Below are 18,693 nucleotides of genomic sequence, written 5' to 3' on the forward strand. Positions count from 1 at the left end.
GGTGCCGCGACCATGGTCCGCGACACCGGCATCACGGCAATCGCCTCTCGTCACCGTGCACGCACCGTTCGAGCAGTAACCGGCGCTCGGCGGCGGCCACCGTGCGGCGGGCGTTGCGCACCGCGTCCGGGGTGACCGAAATCGAGGTGATCCCCGCCGCGACGAGATGTTCGGCGAATTCGGGCCGGGTGGACGGGGCCTGCCCGCACAACGACGACGTGATGCCCAGTTCGCGTGCCGAGGTGACGATGCGCCGGATGGCATGCAGGACGGCCGGATCCGATTCGTCGAACAGTTCGGCGCACTCCTCGGAATCGCGGTCCACACCGAGGATCAGCTGCGTGAGATCGTTGCTCCCGATCGACACCCCGTCGATTCCGAGCCGCACGTACTCGGGCAGCCAGTGCACGACCGACGGTACCTCCGCCATGATCCACCGGTGCATACCCCGGTCGTGGCCCAGCGGCGAGGCGTCCACCAGTTCCAGGCAGGCGGCCAGTTCCCAGCGGGTGCGCACGAACGGGATCATCAGATGCAGATTCGGCGTGTATTCGCGCACGCGTGCCAGCGCCGCCAGTTCCAGCCGGAACACATCCGGTTCGTGGACGTAGCGGTAGCAGCCGCGATACCCGATCATCGGGTTGCGTTCGTTCGGCTCGAAACCCTCACCGCCGGTGAGGGTGCGAAATTCGTTGCTGCGCAAATCCGTTGCGCGGTAGACGACCGGGCGCGGGGCGAAGGCCACGGCGATGCGGCGCAGGGATTCGGCCAGGGTGGCGACGAATTCGTTCTCGTCGCCCGCCGCGATCACCGCGCGGGGATGGCGGCCGCCCAGCGCGCGCGTCAAGAGGGTTTCGGCGCGCAGCAGGCCGACGCCGTCGACGTCGGAATCGGCGACGCGCTCGGCGATTTCGGGCAGGGCGAGGTTGACATAGATCTTCGTTCCGGTGGTCTCGGTGACCGGGGCCGCCGGCGGCATGGTGGCGGTCGCGGCAGGAGCGGACGCGGTTGCCGCCTCGGCAGCCCGCTCTTCCGGGCTGTCCGCGCGAATCCGGCCGGCCTTCGCGTCCACGACGATGCGCTGGCCGTCGTGCAGGGATGTGGTGGCGGTCCGCGCGCCGACGATGCAGGGGATACCCAGTTCGCGGGCCACGATCGCGGCGTGACAGGTCATGCCGCCGCTGTCGGTGACCAAGGCCGCCGCCCGCGCAATCGTCGGCAGCCAGTCCGGGTTGGTCATCGGCGCGACCAGGATCTCCCCGTCGCGCAGCGCCGATCCCTCGGCGGGTGAACGCAGGATGCGCACCGCGCCGCGGGCTCGTCCGGGGGCGGCCGGCAAGCCCTGCAGCAAGACGGCCGCAGGCGTCTCTTCCGTTGCCGCCGAGAGTGTTTCGTCGGGCAGAGTGGTGATCGGCCGCGCCTGCACCAGCCACAGCCGCTGGTCGTCGAAGGCCCACTCGACGTCCTGGGGGCGGCCGTAGTGCCGCTGGACTTCGAGCGCGAGGCGCGCGACCGCGGTGGCCTCGTCGGTGGTCAGCACCGGCCGATGCGATTCGTCGTCCGGGAGGTCGACGCGGCGGTCACCGTCCTCGTCGGCGAAGATAGCGAAACGCTGTGCACCCCTGCGGGATTCGGTCAGCGTCGGGCCGTCCGCGGCGAAGACGTAGGTGTCGGGCTCGACCGCGCCGGATACGACCACTTCACCCTGTCCGCGCGCGGCGTCGATGACGACCCGGTCCCGCCTGCCGGTGGTCGGGTCGGCGGTGAACGCCACGCCCGCGCACCGGACCGTCACCATCTGCTGCACGACCACCGCCATCTCCGGCCGCCGGTCCATGCCGCGGCGGGCACGGTAGGTGAGAACGCGCGGAGTGAACAGGGACGCCCAGCATTGCCGGACCGCGTCGAGAAGCTCGGCGTCGCCACGAATATTGGTGCGCGACAAGTTCATTCCGGCGAAGGAGGCATCGGCGCTGTCCTCGCCGACCGCCGAGGACCGCACCGCGACGCGTACCCGGTCGCCGAGCCGGTGGTACCCGTTCACGATCGCCTCCTCGATCGCCCCGTCGAGCCGGGTCTCGTGCACCAGGTCGCGCATGCGGGAACACAACAGGTCGAGCTGCGCGCGGCCCACGTCGTCCGCGGCGACGGCGCTGCGCAGTGCCTCGGCATGCAGGGAGTCGATCTCGGGCCCGTGCGGCCCGGCGGCGACGGCCGTCTCGTAGGTCGATCGCAGGATCACGAATCCCGGCGGCACCGGAAGTTTCGCCGCGACCATCTCACCGAGATTGGCCCCCTTGCCGCCCACCTGGCCGGCATCGGTCAGCCGAATATCGTTCAGACTTGCCACATAGTCGCCCATCACGGCTCCGATCTGCTGAAAAGGGTCTCGATGCCAGACTCGCGCGTCCCGCCCGCCGGGACCATGGCCGAAGGTCCTCGATCCGGTGAGCGGAACGCCCACCACTGCGGATCAGAGACCACCGGGGTAGTGGGAGGTCGGCTGCCGGGATTCACGCGGGACGGGGGCACGGCTGGATTCTTCGGTGGACAGGGATCGGCTATTGCGAGTCCGGAGCCGTCCCCTGGTGGGCGGGGCGGCCGACAGGCAGCCCGAGAGCCGAGCGATCGCAGGCGGTGACCAGGTCGGTGGCGGTGATCAGACCGGTGAGCCGGCCGAACCTGTCGACCACCGCGACCGCATCGAGTTTGGGCCGCAGAACGACTCGGGTGGCGACATCGGCGAGAAGATCGTCGCGCCCGACGATCGCGACCGCGCGCAGCGGCCGGGCGACCGAACGCACCAGGGTCGTCTCGCGCGCCGGGACGGCGGTCGCGGTGAGATCCGACCACGCGACCACGCCGATCGGGTGGCCGAGCGCGTCGACGACGGGGAACACGCGATGGCCGGTCTGCGGTGCGCTCGAGTTCAGTAGCTGGATAATCGTCCACTCGGCCGGCACCGCCATCGGATTCTCGGTCATGATGTCGCGAACTCTGGTGTCTCCCAGCCGATGCCGCAGGCCCGCAGCGGCGAGTTCGCGGTTGGCGGCGGTCTGCAGGAACCATCCCAGCAGCATCAGCCACAACCCGCCGAACTGCCGGAGCACGATGATGTCGACGGCGCCGACTACGACGAGGGCGGTGCCGAGCACCCGGCCGCCGCGCGCGGCCACGGTGGTGGCACGCAACCGGTCGCCGGTACGCCACCAGACGAGGGCCCGCACGACCCGGCCGCCGTCGAGCGGCGCGCCGGGCAGCAGATTGAACAGTCCCAGAACGATATTCGTGGCCGCGAGCCAGGCGAGCGCCGCGGTGGCGGCGCTGCTGGGCCGTCCGCTGTCCACGGCCACCGCGACGACGGCGAACAATCCGCCCAGCGCCAGACTCGTCGCCGGACCGGCGATCGCGATCCGGAAATCGCTGCGCGCGTCGGGCGGTTCGTCGCCGAGTTCGGACGCCCCGCCCAGCAGCCAGAGCACGATGCGCTCGACCCGCACCCCGTGCCGCCGGGCGACGATCGAATGGGCCAGTTCGTGCGCGGTCAGGGAGGCGAACAGGGTCACCGCGGCGAGCGCGGCGACGGACCAGGTGAAGGCCGGGCTGCCGCTGCCGCGCAATTGCACGCCGAGCATCCAGACGAACAGCGCAACGGTGACCAGCACCGACCAGTGCGCGCCGACACGGATACCCGCGACCCGGCCCAAAGGAATTGTCTCGTGCAACATCCGGCCACCTCGCTCCCGGTGTCGTCGCACCGGCCCACGGAACATTTCGGGTCGTCGCGTGCCCGGCCGGGCAACGCGCCGCGGCGCGCCGATGCGTCGACCCGGCGATCGGCCCGCCTACCGCCAGTCTGTGCCGGTGCCGAGCCCTGGGGGAGGGGCGAGATTCCCGGCGTCCCGGGACCAATGTCCCTCGTGGACGCCGAGCACATCCGGGCCGGGGCCGGACGTTCCGGCGTGGGGACCGTCGGCCGGTCGGTGAGGTCTTTCGCCCCTGCCACCGGCCGGTCGCGCCGATCACGCTGGATCGCGAACGCGGAAACGGACCCGCGCGGAGGAGATGCTCGAGATGGACATGCAATCGCCGATGATGCAAGCAATGCACGCCGTGATGATGTGGCTGCACCAGATGGGGATGTGCCCGATGATGCAGATGCCGATGTGACCGCCGGATGCGGGCAGAAAGTGAGGAAGTACCGCGATGATGATGTGGTACGGAAACGGCGTCAGCGGCTGGGGTTACGGCTTGATGTTCGCGGGCATGGTGATCTTCTGGGTGCTGGTCGTGGTGGCGATCGTGGCCGTACTGCGCTACCTCGCCCGGCCCGAGACCGTCGCCTCCGACCGCGGCCGCCCCGGACCGTCCCCGCAGCAGATCCTCGCCGAACGCTTCGCCCGTGGTGAGATAGACGACGAGGAGTACACCCGTCGCATGCGGACACTCGATCACTAACCGGTCCGGCGCCGGCAGGCCGACCGTCGAATCCCAGGGAGCCGCCGTGGCGCGCGAATTGCCGTTCGGATCGCTGTATCGGCACGGGTTCGTGCGTGTCGGCGTCGCCGTGCCGTCGGTGCGGGTGGCCGATCCCGAGTACAACGCCGAGCAGACACTGCTGCTCGCGCGGCAGGCCGCCGCCGATTCCGTGGTGCTCACGCTGTTTCCGGAACTCGGCCTCTCCGGCTACTCCGCCGAGGACCTGTTCCACCAGGATGCGCTCGACGACGCGGTGCGCGCGGCCGTCGACCGCGTGGTCGCCGAGAGCGCGGACATCGACAGTGTGCTGGTCGTCGGGGCTCCGCTGCGGGTGCGGGAGCGACTGTTCAACTGCGCGTTGATCATCGACCGCGGCCGCGTCCTGGGGGTCGTGCCGAAGAGCTACCTGCCGAATTTCCAGGAGTTCTACGAGAAGCGGCAGTTCTCCGCGGCTCGCGACGCCGTCGACGACCACACCACCGTTGCCGGCCAGCGGGTGCCCTTCGGCGCCGAGCTGCTGTTCGAGGCGGTGAACCTGCCCGGCTTCGTGCTGGCGGTGGAGATCTGCCAGGACGCGTGGGTTCCGTTACCGCCCAATGTCTTCGCCGCGCTGGCGGGCGCGACCGTGCTGGCGAATCTGTCGGCGAGCAATATCGTCGTCGGCAAGGCGGACTACCGCAGGCAACTGTGTGTGTCGACCTCGGCGCGCAACATCGCGGCCTATCTGTACACCGCGGCCGGACAGGGCGAGTCCACCACGGATATGGCGTGGGACGGTCAGGCCCTGATCTGCGAGAACGGCACCCTGCTCGCCGAAAGCGATCGCTTCGCCGCTGACCCGCAACTGGTCACCGCCGATATCGATCTGCAGCGGCTGGCCGCGGATCGGCTGCGGCTCAACAGCTTCACCGACAACGCCCACGACCATCACGAGCGGGTCACCCGGTTCCGGCGGCTCGAGTTCGAGGCGCCGATCCCGGCCGGCGCACCACCACTGCGGCGCGAGATCCCGCGCTTTCCCTACGTCCCGGCCGATCCCGGCAGCCGCAATCGGCGCTGTGCCGAGGTCCATCACATCCAGGTCGCCGGGCTCGCCACGCGGCTGGCCGCGACCGGATCCCAGCACCTCGTGATCGGCGTGTCCGGCGGCCTCGATTCCACGCTCGCGCTGATCGTCGCGGCGCAGACCATGGATCGGCTGGGTCTGCCGCGGTCGCAGGTGCTCGCCTACACCATGCCCGGCTTCGCCACGAGCACGCGGACGCTGGAGAACGCGCGCCGGCTGATGCGCGCCGTCGGAGCGACCGCCGGTGAGATCGACATCCGGCCCTCGGCGACGCAGATGCTGCGCGATCTGGGTCATCCAGCGGCCGACGGGGCGCCCGTCTACGACACCACCTACGAGAACGTGCAGGCCGGGGAGCGCACCTCGCATCTGTTCCGGCTCGCGAACATGCACCACGGCATGGTCGTCGGGACCGGCGACCTGAGCGAATTGGCCTTGGGCTGGTGCACTTTCGGCGTCGGCGACCATATGGCGCACTACAGCGTGAACGCCTCGGTGCCCAAGACGCTGATCAAATATCTGATCGCCTGGACCGCCGACCGCGGTGAGCTCGGTCCGGAGGCGAGCGCTGTGTTGCATTCGGTCCTGGAGACCGAGATCTCACCGGAGCTGGTGCCCGGCGCGGCGCTGCAGAGTTCCGAGGCCACCGTGGGCCCGTACGAATTGCAGGACTTCCACCTCTACCACCTGCTGCGGTTCGGATTCCGGCCCAGCCGCATCGCCTACCTCGCCGAACACGCTTGGAGTGACCGCACCCGCGGCGGCTGGCCCGACCTGATCCCCGAGGATCAGCGTCACGAATACGACCTCGCGACCATCAAGCACTGGCTGGCCGAATTCCTGCGCCGCTTCGTGCAGACCAGCCAGTTCAAACGATCGACCCTGCCGAATGCGCCCAAGGTCGGGTCCGGCGGATCGCTGTCGCCGCGCGGGGACTGGCGGGCGCCGAGCGACGCTCCCGCCGCGGCCTGGCTGGACGAACTCGCGCGCAACGTTCCCGGCTGAGCGGCCGCCGCATCGACAGGAGTCGACCACAACCGCGTGGCGAGATTCGTCGGATGAGGACTTTCGGCCGCATCGCGGCATCGGCCCTCGTCTCTACCGTTGAGAACAACGGCCGAGCACCTCGCGGGTCGTCGCACGGAAGGAGGGCGCCATGACCCCCGATCCAGCCTCCGACATCCGGCATTCCGCCGCGGCGGCCGTCGTGGTCGGTGTCGACGGTTCCGGGCACGCCGATCTCGCGGTGGACTGGGCCGCGGGAATGGCGGCGCAGCGCGGACGGGAACTGCGCATCGTGCACGCGCTGGACCTGAACCGGATTCAGCTCGGTATCGGCTCGCTCGATTCGCCGGCGGCCGCCATGCTTTCCGCAGCTCGTGAGCGCGGTGCGGCGCTGGTCGAACGATCGGCGCAGCGCGTCCGGGCAGTACTGCCGGGGCTGCGGATCTCGACCGAGGTCGTCGACCGTGATCCCGCCAGGGCGCTGGTGAACGCCAGTGTGTCGGCCTACGCGGTGGTGCTCGCGGCCCACGGCACGCACCGGCTGCCCGGCCACTTCGGGTCGACGATGTCGGCAGTGGCCGCCCATGCGGCCGGGCCGGTGCTGGTGGTACGGACCGATCCGCACGAGAAGGGCCGCGTACACACCGAGGGCCCCGTCGTGGTCGGCGTCGACGGCGGGCCGGTCAGCGAGGCGGCCATCGGCGCCGCCTTCGAGGAAGCCGCCGAGCGCGGGGCCGAACTCGTCGCCGTGCACGTATGCCACGACGTCTACTACGGGCAGTTCGCCGATGATCCGCACATTCTGTATTCGGCTCGCGAGGTCGAGGTGCGCGAACGTGCCGTGCTGGCCGAACGGCTGGCCGGCTGGCAGGAGAAGTATCCGGAGGTCGCCGTGACGCGTCGGGTGTCGCTGGCCGATCCCGGTGCGGTGCTGCTGGAGTCGTCGAAATCCGCGCAACTGCTGGTGGTCGGGAGTCGCGGCCGGGGCGCGGTGCTCGGCGCGCTGGTCGGCTCCACGTCCCATGCCCTGGTGCAGCACGCCTGGTGCCCGGTCCTGGTCGTCCATCCGCACCCGTGACGCGCTCGCGCCACCGGTTGTTCTCGCCAGAGCAGCACTGCCCGCGGGGTGTCGCCTTTCGTCACTCGCGGCGGCTACCTTCGCATCTGCCGGTGACGCGGCGGAGCGCGCGAGACTGAACCCACCAGCTCGGCAGATCGCCGGCATGTTTCGGAACGGGCCACCACCATGAGCGAATTCGGACCGCTGGACACGGGTTTCATGGAGCTGGAAGACAGCGACCGCCACGTCAACATCGCCATCGCCGCGATCGCGATCGTCGCCGGTCCGGTGCCCAGCCGGGAACGGTTCGAGGAGACCGTGACCCGGGCGCTGGGCCGGAACGAGCGTCTGCGTCAGCGGATGCGGCGCACACCGCTGGACATCACGGCGCCGAGCTGGGAGGACGACCCGGATTTTCGGTTGTCACGCCACGTCCGGTGGGCGGCGCTGCCCGGCCCCCGCGACGAGGGGGCCCTGCGCGAGCTGGTGGGGGAGGAGCTCGCCCGCCGCCTCGATCGCGAACATCCGCTCTGGCAGGTCGTCGTGGTCGACAATCTCGCCGGGGACCGGTGGGCGGTGATCGTCAAGGCGCACCACAGCATGGTCGACGGGATCGCCGGCATCACGGTCTTCGAAGGTCTCTGCGACGAGGAGCCGGAGTCCCCGTCCGAGCTGCCGGTGCCGCCGCCGGACACCACCGTGAGTCTGCGGGCCACGGCGCGGACCGTGATCCGATTGCCGTACACCGCTTCCCGTTTCGCCGTCAGCACGGCACGCACGCTGGTTCCGGTACTGCGCGATACCGTGGTCCCCACCTCGACGTCATCGCTCAACGGCCCGCTGGGCCGCCGGCGCCGGTATGCGGTGGCGCGGACCTCGCTGGCGCAGCTGCACGAGATCGGTGCCGCGTTCGACGCGACGGTCAACGACGTCGCGGTGTCCGCCCTGGCCGGGGCGTATCGACGCCTGCTGAGCGCGCGGGGCGAAGAACCGCAGGCGGATTCGGTGCGGATCGTGATACCGGTCTCGATGCGCTCGGCCGAGGCGAAATACGCGATGGACAACCGGGTTTCGGTCGTCATCGCCGCCTTGCCGGTCGATGTCGCCGATCCGGTACACCGCCTGCAGACGGTGCACGAGCGCATCGCCCGCCATCGGGCGCGTGGCGAGGCGGAGGCGGAGGCGTCGCTGCTGACGCTGGCCGGCCGGCTTCCCGCGGGTATGGCGGCGTGGGCGTTCCGGCTGGCCACCCGCTTCCCGCAACGCGGCATCAGCGCGCTGGCGACCAACGTCCCGGGACCTCGTCACCGGCTGAGCATCGCGGGCGGCGAGGTCGAGCAGGTCTGGCCCGGCATCCCGGTAGCCATGCGGCTGCGCACCACGGTCGCGATGCTGAGCTACGCCGGTCAGTTCACCTTCGGCATCACCGGCGACTACGACACCACCCCCGATATCGAGCTGATCCCGGCGGCGGTCACCGACGAGATCGAGACACTGCTGGCTCGCGCTCGCGCCACCGCCTGAACTCGCCGCACATCCCTCGACAGGGCAAGCGCGCGACAACTCAGGCACCTCGGCGGCGCAACACCCACCGATACACCTCGTCGCACCCCCACACGATGAACGGGAACGGGACGACGAACGCGATCATCCAGGGCGCGAGTGCGGCGGTCCCGAGGACGTCCTGCAGCGGCGGCACATAGACCACCGCGGCGGTCAGCGCCAGCTCGAAACCGATGCCCCATAACAGCATCGGATTCGAGAACACTCCGATCGACCGCAGCGACGCGCGTTCGGTGCGGGCCGCGAAGGCAGTGCCGATCTGGCCCGCGACCATACCGACGAACAGCGTCGTCACGCCCTGCCGGTAGGCATGATGCAGCGCGGTTCCGAGCCCGGTGGGATCGCCCGGATGCCAGCCCGCCGAGAGCAGGACGGCGAAGAATCCGGCCAGGGCCAGCAGGGCGCACACGAGTCCCAGAAACAGCCAGGCACGCAACAACATCCGGCGCCGGATCACCGGTTCGCCGCGGGGTCGCGGCGGTCGGCGCATGATGCCGGGCTCGGCGCGTTCGCGGCCCAACGCGAGGGCGGGAAGCGTTTCGGTGCCCACGTCGAAGGTGAGCAGCAACGGCACCGTCAGCGGAACGGGCACCGCGCCGCCGGACAGCGCGAACACCAGGAACGGCAGCACCTCGGGAGTGGCGTGGGCGAAGATGTAGAAGATGAACTTGCGGATGTTGTCGTAGACCCGGCGTCCGGACTCGACCGCCGCGGCGATGGTGGCGAAGTCGTCGTCGGTGAGCACCATCGTCGACGCCTCGCGGGCGACGTCGGTTCCGCTGCGGCCCATGGCGATTCCGATGTCCGCGCGCCGCAGGGCGGGTGCGTCGTTGGCGCCGTCGCCGGTCATGGCCACCACGTGTCCGGTCTCGCGTAAGGCGTCGGCGATGCGCAGTTTGGCCTCGGGGGAGGACCGGGCGAAGATCACCTCGTCGGCACCGGCGAGAAGTTCGTCCAGCTGGGCCTCGCTCATGGCGTCCAGTTCGGGTCCTGTGACGATGCTCGGGGTGCCGTGCACGATGCCGACCTGGCGGGCGACGGCGGCGGCGGTCGCCCCGTGATCGCCGGTGATGACGACGATCCGGATTCCCGCGGTGCGGCAGCGGGCGACGGCCTCGGGGACCTCCCGGCGTGGCGGATCGACGATGCTGACGACCGCCAGCAGGGTGAGATCGGATTCCGCCGCGGCGGGTGTCGCTGGATCCGGGCGGCCCGTGGGTAGCGGCCGGTCGGCGACGGCGAGCATCCGGTACCCGTCGTGAGCCCGCGCGTCGACGGTCGCGAGAACGTCGGCGCGCCGCCGCTCGGTCAGCGGGCGGCTGGTTCCGTCCGGCGCCACCTCCGCCGTGCACAGCGGGACGACGGTCTCCGGCGCCCCCTTCACGTGGACGGTGTGCACACCGCGGGCGTCGTCGAGGGTGGACATGCGTTTGCGCACCGAGTCGAAGGCGAACTGCCGCAAGCGATGTCCATCCGCGGCCGCCGGACCGAGGGCCGCCGCCGCGGCGAGGACGGCGATATCGGTCGCATCGCCGGCGAGCCCGCCGCTCGGCGACGGATGGGCATTGTTACAGAGTGCCATCGCCCGTGCCGCCCGGCGCACCGGTTCCACTGCCGCGGCGGCGGCGAAGGGGTCGGTGTCACCGGCGGTGGTGGCGACGGTGATCACCCGCATCCGGTTCTCGGTCAGGGTTCCGGTCTTGTCGGTGCAGATGACGTCCGTGGATCCCAGCGTCTCGACCGCCGACAGCCGTTTGACCACCGCGCCGCGAGCCGCCAGCTGACGCACCCCGATGGCCAGGGCCAGGGTGATCACCGGCAGCAGACCCTCGGGCACGTTGCCGACCAGCAGCCCGACGGCGAAGATCACCGCGTCGAGGAACGGCAGCCCGGCCCCGAAGATCGCGAGCGGAATGAACGCTGCGCCGAGCAGGACCGAAATCGCCGCGATCAGCCACGCCACCCGCCGCACCTGATGTTCGAGCGGACTCTCCTCGGTGCGCACCCGCTCCGACAGCGAGGCGATCCGGCCCAGTTCGGTGCGCATACCGGTGGCGAACACGACCGCGGACGCTTCGCCCTGGGTGCATGCCGTGCCGCTGAAGATCACGTCGGTGGCCTGCAGTAACGGCACGGTGGAATCGACCGGCCCGGCGCCGCGGTGGACCGGCACCGATTCACCGGTCAGCGCCGACATATCCACTTCGACCGTGCCGTCGAGCAGGCGGGCATCGGCCGAGATCTTGTCCCCTTCGGAGACGATCAGCACATCGCCCGGCACCAGGTCGGCGGTGTCGACGCTCCGGCGCGACCCGTCGCGAACAACGGTGGCGTGCAACGGAATGAATGCGGCCAACGCCTCGACGGCATGTTCGGCGTGGCGTTCCTGAACGAAGGCGAAGACGGCGTTGAGCACGATCACCGACAGAATCGCGATCGCCACCGCTTCGATGCCGACGGAGAACGCCAGCGCCGCCGCGGCCCACAGCAGCAGCGCGAGTGGGTGGGTGAACTGGCGCAACAGTTGTCGCGGCCATTGCCGGGTGCCCCGGCGCCGCAGTGTGTTGGGCCCCGCGTGAATCAGGCGGCGTTGCGCCTCACGGGTGGACAGGCCGTCGCGGGAGCTGCGCAGATCCCGCAGCAGCAGGTCCAGCGGTTCGGTGGCTTCGACCCGAGCGGGCACCTCGGCCGCGTGGTCGGTATCCGGGGAGACGGAGTCGAGCACGGTCGATCAGCCGGGCCGTCGTGCGGTGCTGCGGACCATGATGCCTCCCTCCGGCAGCGGCCGGGTTGGTGACGTCGCTCGTCTTCGACTGTAGGAGCAGCGCTCGCGCGGGACACGGGACTTCGGTCACCACCGTGGCCGACCGGAATGCCCTACTCGGCGGTCCGCCGATCCCGTGAGATGGATCGTATGCCGATCGTCACGCTCACGATGAATCCCGCGATCGATAGTGCCGCCCGCACGGACCGGGTCCTGCCGACCGACAAGATGCGATGCAGCGCACCGCGATTCGACCCGGGCGGCGGCGGTATCAATGTGGCTCGCACGGTGGCGGCGCTCGGTGAGCCCGTCACCGCGATCTATCCCGCGGGCGGGCACACCGGTGTCTTCCTCGAGCAATTGGTGCGCGCGGCGGGTGTCCCCTCCCATGCCGTGGCGACCGCCGAGCCGAGCCGGGAGAATGTGGCCGTGTTCGCCGACGACACCGGGGAGCAGTACCGGTTCGTCTTCCCGGGCCCGCGGCTGACACCGGCCGAACAGCACCGCTGCCTGGCAGCGGTGGAGCACTACGCGCCCGGAGCGGATTACGTGGTCGCCAGCGGCAGCCTCCCGCCCGGGGTCGAATCCGATTTCTATCAGATCCTCGCCGATGTAGCTGCGGCACAGGGTGTTCCGATGATCCTCGACACCTCTGGCGCCGCGCTGCGGGCGATCCGGCGCGGAGTCTTCCTGATCAAGCCGAGCGTGCGGGAGCTCGCGCAGCTGGTCGGTCGTGCGCTGCCCGATCGCGACGCACAGGTCGCCGCGGCGCGCGAACTCGTGAACGCCTCGGTCGCCGAGGTCGTCGTCGTCTCGCTCGGCGCCGAGGGGGTTTTGGCGGTCACCGCCGAGCGATCGCATTGGTTTGCCCCGATACCGGTGCCGGTGCGCAGCGGGATCGGCGCGGGGGACGCGATGGTCGGCGGTATCGCCGTCGGCTCGGCGCGGGGCTACGGGCTCGACGACGCGATTCGATTGGGTATCGCCGCGGCGACCGCTGCCCTGACCACCTCGGGAACCGCGCCCGGGCTGCGCTCCCGGATCGAGCAGCTGTACGAGGAGCAGACGCGGGCCGCGGCGCCGGTAGCCGAAATGGGGTGACCACCCGGCCGCCTATTGTTTTCCGAGCCGCAGGACGACGTGGACGACGTCGTCGTCGCGATGGGCCGACATCGGCAGGTCGATGTCCATCAGCAATTGCATCATCTTCGAATTCGTGGCCATGATGTCGCCCGCGAGCCGGCCGATGCCGTGCCGTCGGGCGTCCTCTGCCAGGCGCGTCAGCAGCGCGGTGCCGATACCGGACTGCTGGTCCTCGTGGGCCACGACCATGGCCACCTCGGCGCAGTCGGTGTCGGGCAGCACGACGTAGTTCGCCACGCCGATCAGACGATTCTCGGTGAACGCGCCGAAAGCGCAGTGCTTCGGGTCGTTCATGGACATGGCGGCGGCCAGCTGTTCGAGGTGTTTCGGCCGCGCGCCGAAGAAGCGGTAGTAGCCGTCGCGGTGGGTCAGCGTCGCGTGCAGGTCCCGGACCGCGTCGCTGTCGGCGGGGGTGAGGCGGCGATAGGTGACGTCGGTGAGGTCGACGGTCGGCTCCGCGGTCATGAGGGCTCCCGTTCGCTCGTCCGCCGATAGCTGCGCAGCGCGGCCTCGGTGGTCTCGTCGACCGGTGCGGTGGTGTCCAGTACCACCGCACCGGGCCACGGGTCGCGATCCGCGGCCATGGCGGCCGCGACGGTGGGTGTGGCGTCGGATTCTGATCCGGTGCGCGCCGCGATGCGCGCGGCGGCCACGGATGCCGGTGCGCTACAACAGAGTTCGATGAGATCGGCGCAGGTGTCGGTGGCGAGCCGAGCTGCGCGCCGTCGTTGCGTATCGTCGATCCAGCTGGCGTCCAGAACGACCGAGCGGCCGGCGGCGAGCAGGGTCTGCGCCTCGGCGCACATCACCGTGTAGACGTGGTCGCGCGCGGCGGGGGTGTAGGCGCCGTGGTCGTATTCGCCGGTCGCGCCGTCCAGGACGCCTTCGGCGCGCGCGACGGCGCGAATGTGGTCGCTGGACAACAGGATCGCGCCGGTCGCTGCGGCCAGGCGGCGGGCGATCGTCGACTTGCCGGTGCCCGGTAGGCCACCGACCAGCACGAGGCGCACCGCGCCGGCGGCGAGGTGTCGCAGGGCGACCTCGACGTGCCGCACCGCACCCGCCGCCGCTCGCCGTTCCCCCTGCTCGTACCGCACGCAGTCGACCTTCGCGCGCACCGCCGCGCGATAGGCGATGTAGTGGTGGTACAACGAGTCCGGCGCCGGGTCGCCGGTCGCTCGGAGATAGTCCTCCACGACGGCACGGCCGAGGTCCGGGTACCCGAGGCGTTCCAGATCCATGGCCAGAAAGCAGATGTCGTCGAGCCGATCGACGTGGCGGAGTTCGTCGTCGAAGTCGAGGCAGTCGATGACCCGCACGCCGTCGTCGGTGACGAAGATGTCGTCGGCGCGCAGATCGCCGTGGCCGTCGACGATGCGCCCGGTGGTGATGCGCTTGTCGAACAGCGCCTTCCGTCCGTCGAGGTAGCGCATCGCCAGTTCGGTCAGCTCCCGCACCGCAGCCGGTTCGATCGGGGGATGGGTCATCCCGGACAGCAACGACGTCCAGCGCTCCCGAACCGCCGGCACCGTCGCCGCGCGATCGATCGCCGGCCCGGTCGGCGCCCGGTCGTGCCAGGCGGCCACATCGCGCACCAGTACCGACAGGATGTCGCGGGCGACGGCCGGATCGTCGAGGCGGCGCGACAACCGGGCGGCATCGGGGAGCCGGCGCATCAGCAGCACCGGTTCGTCCGCATCCCGCGTCGGATCGGACAGGTGCCCGATGCCGAGGTACACATCGGGAGCGAACCGCCGATTGAGCTCGAGTTCGCGGCGGCACGCGGCTTCGCGCGCGGCCCGCGTGGAGAAGTCGAGAAAGTCGGTCCGTACCGGTTTCTTGATCTTGTAGGCCCGGTCGCCGAACAGCACCACCACCGCCGAATGCGTCTCGGCGAGCGCGGCGAAGGGATCGTTGGTCTCCATCGGTACCAGCGTCGCCGATGACCGCGGAATTCGTGATGGACCAAAGTCACCGGAATGCGGACCATGCGGCCCGTGGTGTGTCGATGTGTTCGATGCCGGTCGCGCAGGAGACGCCGGAAACCCGGGGACTGTCAAGGACTTCGGGGAGGGGCGGACGGTGCGGCGGAACGTCCGGTCATGGCCGTGCGCGGCCGGTCGTCGACGCGCGGAAATGGGTCCGGAACCAGTCGCGGGCAAGGTCGGCCACGGCTGCCAGCGCGCCGGGCTCGGCGAACAGATGGGTGGCGCCGGGCACGATCTCGATGCGTGTCTCGCACGCCATCGCTCGCTGGGCGAACCGGTTCAGTTCGATCACCGCCGGGTCGTTTCCACCCACGATCAACAGGGTCGGCGCTCGCACGGCGGTCAGGAAGAGGTCGGCGAGGTCGGGCCGGCCGCCGCGGGAGACGACGGCGGCGATCTTCAGTTCCGGATCGGCGGCCGCCCGCAGCGCGGCCGCGGCCCCGGTGCTGGCGCCGAAGTACCCGATCGGGAGGCCGTCGGCGTAGTGCATCCCGGCGAGCCACCGCGTGACACCTGCCAGCCGATTCGCCAGCAGACCGATGGCGAAGGCGTTGGCGCGCTCGAACTCTTCGGCGGGGGTGAGCAGGTCGAACAGCAGCGTTCCGAGTCCGGCCCGCTGCAGAGAGGTGGCGACGAATCGGTTGCGTGGACTGTGCCTGCTGCTGCCGCTGCCGTGGGCGAAGACGACCATGCCCGTCGCGGCTTCCGGAACCATCAGGTGGCCGTTCAGTTCGGCTTCCCCGACGGTGATGGTGACGTCGTCGTCGACCAGCGGCGGATCGCCGGACTCGGCCACTCGGGGCCGTTCGCGGGCGGCGAGGGCCGCCCGGGCGAGCAGATCGACGACTTCGTCGTCGCTGGTCTGTCCGAAGTGCCGGTACCACTGGCCGACCGCGTCGAAGAGCAGTGGCGTTTTCAGGCAGACGATGTCGTCGGCTTCCGGCCGCAGCGACGCCAGTGCCTCCCGTGCGGCGACGGGAGTGGCCAGGACGATACGGGCGGCGCCGCGGGCACGGGCCACGCGGCAGGCGGCGCGGGCGGTGGCCCCCGTCGCGATGCCGTCGTCGACCAGCACCACGGTCCGGCCACGCAGCGACGGTCCGGCGCGCCCCTGCCGGTATATGTCCACCCGACGCGCCAGTTCCGTGCGTTCGCGCTGCTGTACCGCGTCGATGTCGTCCTCGGACAGCCCGGTGCGGCGCACGACCAGCGTGTTGAGTACGCGGGTGTCGTCCTCACCGACCGCGCCGAAGGCGAGTTCGGGCTGATAGGGGACGCCCAGCTTGCGGATCACCAGGACATCCAGCGGTGCGCGCAATGCCCGTGCCACTTCGAAGGCGACCGGTACTCCGCCGCGCGGCAGGGCCAGGACGACGACATCGGTGTCACGCAGGGCGATCAGACGCGTCGCGAGCCGGCTGCCCGCGTCGACGCGATCACGAAACACCATCGAATACCTCTTGCACATCGGTTCGTATACGGCCACTATCCGCGTTCGACGGCTGCGCCGAATCGTGCCGAAGGCTCCGATGCGTGGGACGTTGGTCAGTTTCTTCGGCGAACGGAGATCCCTACTCGCGCTACCGGAGGGGCTGCGCCACCGCGGTGGGAGGAAAGCCACCATTTCGTCGGTGGCGAGATCGATTCAGGGCGTGCGATCCCGCTCAGGGGCGGGGGAGGGTGCCGATGGGGGTGCGCTCGGGCATCGCGGTATGTGCGGCGCGGGCCAGCGGTCGCATCAGCTCGGCGAGGCGTTCGGTCGACGCGGACCCGACCTCGCGCCAGGGGCGTGCGGCCAAAACATCTGTGCGCCTTTCGATCTCGTCGAATTCCGCGCGACCCGACGCGGTCGGCCGTCCGTCGGTGTCGAGCCAGCCTCGCTCGGTGAGGCCCGCGAGCGCGCGATCCCACTGCTCGTCGTCCCAGCCGCGAGCCGGTTGCAGAACGTCGCGCCCGGAATCGGTGGCGGCGCGCCAGGCCAGACTCTGACATCCGGTCAGTCCGGCGGTCGTCAGCGCCGCGACATGGCCGTCACCCCGATGCTCGCGCAGCACCGTGCAGGCCTGCCACAGGATCGACAGCGGATCCTCGGGCCAGGCCAGGTCGGCATTGGCGGCGGCAAGCGGTTTCCCTTCGAGCTCGACCGCTGTGGCGGCCCGCTGGGCCAGTCCGGCCGCCTCGGCGTACTCGTCGTCGCTCCCGCCGAGCCGCAGCAGCGCCGCGCGGGCGCCGGCGGAGCGGGCCGCGAGGATGCGCTGCGGCGTCGCCAGCTCCCACACCCCAGGCAGCGCCCGGGCCACCATGGCGGGGGAGAAGCCGAAGAAGGTCGCTGTCACGACGCCGGGTCCGACCGGCCCGAACGGCGCCGAGCGACCGCCGAAGTATCCGCGCCAGAAGCCGCGCAGACCCGCCTGCTCGAATGCGGTCCGGCATTCGGGGGCGAAATAGGTCACCGCGTGGATCGGCTCGAACAACGTCCACATCTCGCGTGCTGAAATCACCCGCACCCCTTGTCTGTTCGCATCCTCCGGCAAGTGGATCACCTCGATCCTAGGCATCCGGGGAGCCCCGCCACCGAGCCGCCGTCAGGCCGGGATGAGCGCGAGGCCTACGAGGCCGATGATGTGCACGATCAGCACGGTCAGCGAATCCGGGCCCATCCGCAACCATTGGCGACGCGGGCGAAACACCAGCCCGGCCATGTAGACGAGGGTGAGTACGCCGCCGAGGGCGGTCAGGTAGATGTCGGTGTTGTGGGCTCGAGGCAGCACCGACGAGCCCGAGAGCAGCGTCGCGAGCAGGAACAGGACGGGCAGGAACGCGTTTCCGCCGAAGATGTCGCTGACGGCGAGTTTGTAATCGCCCATTCGTGTGGAGGTCAGTCCGGTCGACAGTTCCGGCAGTGAGGTCGCGGCGGCCAGCACCGTCGCGCCGAACACCACTCCCGACATCCCCCAGCGGCCGAACAGTTCCTCACCGCTGCGCTCGATGTACACCCCCGCCACCAGGGTGACCACGGCGGCCACGGCGAAGATCAGCGCCGTCCGGCCGGTGCCGATCCCCCGGCGGGTGGCGTGATCGGCTTTCGTGGCCGTGGAGTGCCCGGCCGGTTGATCCTGGCCGCCGGGCGCGTCGCCGGCCTCGTGCCACGGCAGGTGATCGCGATTTCGGGCAGATTGGTGGCGATCGCCAGCAGCAGGACCCCGCCGAGCGCCTCGCCGAGCTGCCAGCGCTGCGACAACACGTCGGTGGCGTCGGAGAGTTTCACACCGGCCATCCAGATGGCCGCGGCGCAGGCCAGGAAGATCAGCAGGAGCAACGGGGAAGACAGTGAGCTCATGATGGCGCAGTCATAGCCGGGCCGCGCAGGATTCAAACTGTGCTCATCCGCCCCACTGGCCACGGCTCGGCGAGTGCTGTAGCTCAGCTCACACCGTCGGCGCGAAGCGCCCGCGAGCGTGCTCCTGCGTATCGAAAAGTGCTGTACGAGAGGTTGTTTCGAGCTAAACGCAGAAACGGGTGCGCTGCCGGTGTAGTGCGGCCGCGAGCGGGTAGCCGCCGGAAGTGCGTAATCGACGGGGGCGGTGGCGGCCGGCGGTGAGACGCCGCTTCGGGAACCGGCCAC

At 70.3% G+C, this 18,693-nt stretch carries 14 protein-coding genes; 5 read left to right on the forward strand and 9 right to left on the reverse strand.

Translation table 11 applies throughout. From position 1 onward, the window contains the following. Positions 1–31: 31 nt before the first annotated feature. Together ppsA and AC5592_RS01235 are read right to left on the reverse strand one after the other, a co-directional pair. Complete coding sequence (gene ppsA, locus AC5592_RS01230; protein WP_036508149.1) at positions 32–2,362, reverse strand: phosphoenolpyruvate synthase; 2,331 nt, start codon at positions 2,360–2,362, stop codon at positions 32–34. A gap of 199 nt (positions 2,363–2,561) precedes the next feature. Continuing rightward, positions 2,562–3,728 (reverse strand): site-2 protease family protein, encoded by a 1,167-nt coding sequence (locus AC5592_RS01235; RefSeq protein WP_063920227.1) that lies wholly within the window; start codon positions 3,726–3,728, stop codon positions 2,562–2,564. A gap of 478 nt (positions 3,729–4,206) precedes the next feature. On the opposite strand from AC5592_RS01235, the gene AC5592_RS01240 reads away from it, so the two are divergent. From AC5592_RS01240 to AC5592_RS01255, 4 genes are all read left to right on the forward strand, one after another. Beyond that, a complete protein-coding gene (locus AC5592_RS01240; protein WP_036508151.1) occupies positions 4,207–4,458 on the forward strand; it encodes an SHOCT domain-containing protein in 252 nt (83 codons plus the stop codon). Between the two features lie 46 nt (positions 4,459–4,504). Continuing rightward, positions 4,505–6,550, forward strand: a complete 2,046-nt coding sequence (locus tag AC5592_RS01245; protein WP_036508152.1) for an NAD(+) synthase — start codon at positions 4,505–4,507, stop codon at positions 6,548–6,550. 151 nt (positions 6,551–6,701) lie between these two features. Further along, the gene (locus AC5592_RS01250) at positions 6,702–7,628 is read left to right on the forward strand and encodes a universal stress protein (RefSeq protein ID WP_036508154.1); all 927 of its coding nucleotides are present in this window, start codon (positions 6,702–6,704) and stop codon (positions 7,626–7,628) included. A gap of 168 nt (positions 7,629–7,796) precedes the next feature. Next, the gene (locus AC5592_RS01255; RefSeq protein ID WP_036508156.1) at positions 7,797–9,134 is read left to right on the forward strand and encodes a wax ester/triacylglycerol synthase family O-acyltransferase; all 1,338 of its coding nucleotides are present in this window, start codon (positions 7,797–7,799) and stop codon (positions 9,132–9,134) included. A 40-nt stretch (positions 9,135–9,174) separates the two neighbouring features. On the opposite strand, the gene AC5592_RS01260 is transcribed toward AC5592_RS01255, so the two are convergent. Then, the gene (locus tag AC5592_RS01260) at positions 9,175–11,898 is read right to left on the reverse strand and encodes a cation-translocating P-type ATPase (RefSeq protein ID WP_083871387.1); all 2,724 of its coding nucleotides are present in this window, start codon (positions 11,896–11,898) and stop codon (positions 9,175–9,177) included. A gap of 189 nt (positions 11,899–12,087) precedes the next feature. Between AC5592_RS01260 and AC5592_RS01265 the strand changes: the two genes are divergently transcribed. Further along, on the forward strand, positions 12,088–13,038 hold the full coding sequence (locus AC5592_RS01265; RefSeq protein ID WP_063063188.1) for a 1-phosphofructokinase family hexose kinase: 951 nt from the start codon (positions 12,088–12,090) through the stop codon (positions 13,036–13,038). A 12-nt stretch (positions 13,039–13,050) separates the two neighbouring features. Here AC5592_RS01265 and AC5592_RS01270 read toward each other — a convergent pair whose 3' ends face one another. The 6 genes from AC5592_RS01270 to AC5592_RS01295 all read right to left on the reverse strand — a co-directional run bounded on the left by AC5592_RS01270 (position 13,051) and on the right by AC5592_RS01295 (position 18,408). Next, the gene (locus tag AC5592_RS01270; RefSeq protein ID WP_051025320.1) at positions 13,051–13,545 is read right to left on the reverse strand and encodes a GNAT family N-acetyltransferase; all 495 of its coding nucleotides are present in this window, start codon (positions 13,543–13,545) and stop codon (positions 13,051–13,053) included. Further along, a complete protein-coding gene (locus AC5592_RS01275; RefSeq protein WP_036507651.1) occupies positions 13,542–15,005 on the reverse strand; it encodes a bifunctional aminoglycoside phosphotransferase/ATP-binding protein in 1,464 nt (487 codons plus the stop codon). Before AC5592_RS01275 ends, AC5592_RS01270 begins: the two co-directional genes overlap by 4 nt. A gap of 175 nt (positions 15,006–15,180) precedes the next feature. Continuing rightward, on the reverse strand, positions 15,181–16,518 hold the full coding sequence (locus tag AC5592_RS01280) for a phosphoribosyltransferase family protein (protein WP_063063189.1): 1,338 nt from the start codon (positions 16,516–16,518) through the stop codon (positions 15,181–15,183). 214 nt (positions 16,519–16,732) lie between these two features. Continuing rightward, positions 16,733–17,569 (reverse strand): SCO6745 family protein, encoded by an 837-nt coding sequence (locus AC5592_RS01285; RefSeq protein WP_232329141.1) that lies wholly within the window; start codon positions 17,567–17,569, stop codon positions 16,733–16,735. An 84-nt stretch (positions 17,570–17,653) separates the two neighbouring features. Then, positions 17,654–18,094: a calcium:cation antiporter family protein gene (locus tag AC5592_RS01290; RefSeq protein WP_232329142.1), complete on the reverse strand. Its 441-nt coding sequence runs from the start codon at positions 18,092–18,094 to the stop codon at positions 17,654–17,656. 8 nt (positions 18,095–18,102) lie between these two features. Continuing rightward, the gene (locus tag AC5592_RS01295) at positions 18,103–18,408 is read right to left on the reverse strand and encodes a calcium:cation antiporter family protein (protein ID WP_063820372.1); all 306 of its coding nucleotides are present in this window, start codon (positions 18,406–18,408) and stop codon (positions 18,103–18,105) included. Between the last annotated feature and the right edge of the window lie 285 nt (positions 18,409–18,693).

This window comes from Nocardia violaceofusca NBRC 14427, assembly GCF_963869435.1.
Taxonomy (GTDB): domain Bacteria; phylum Actinomycetota; class Actinomycetes; order Mycobacteriales; family Mycobacteriaceae; genus Nocardia; species Nocardia aobensis.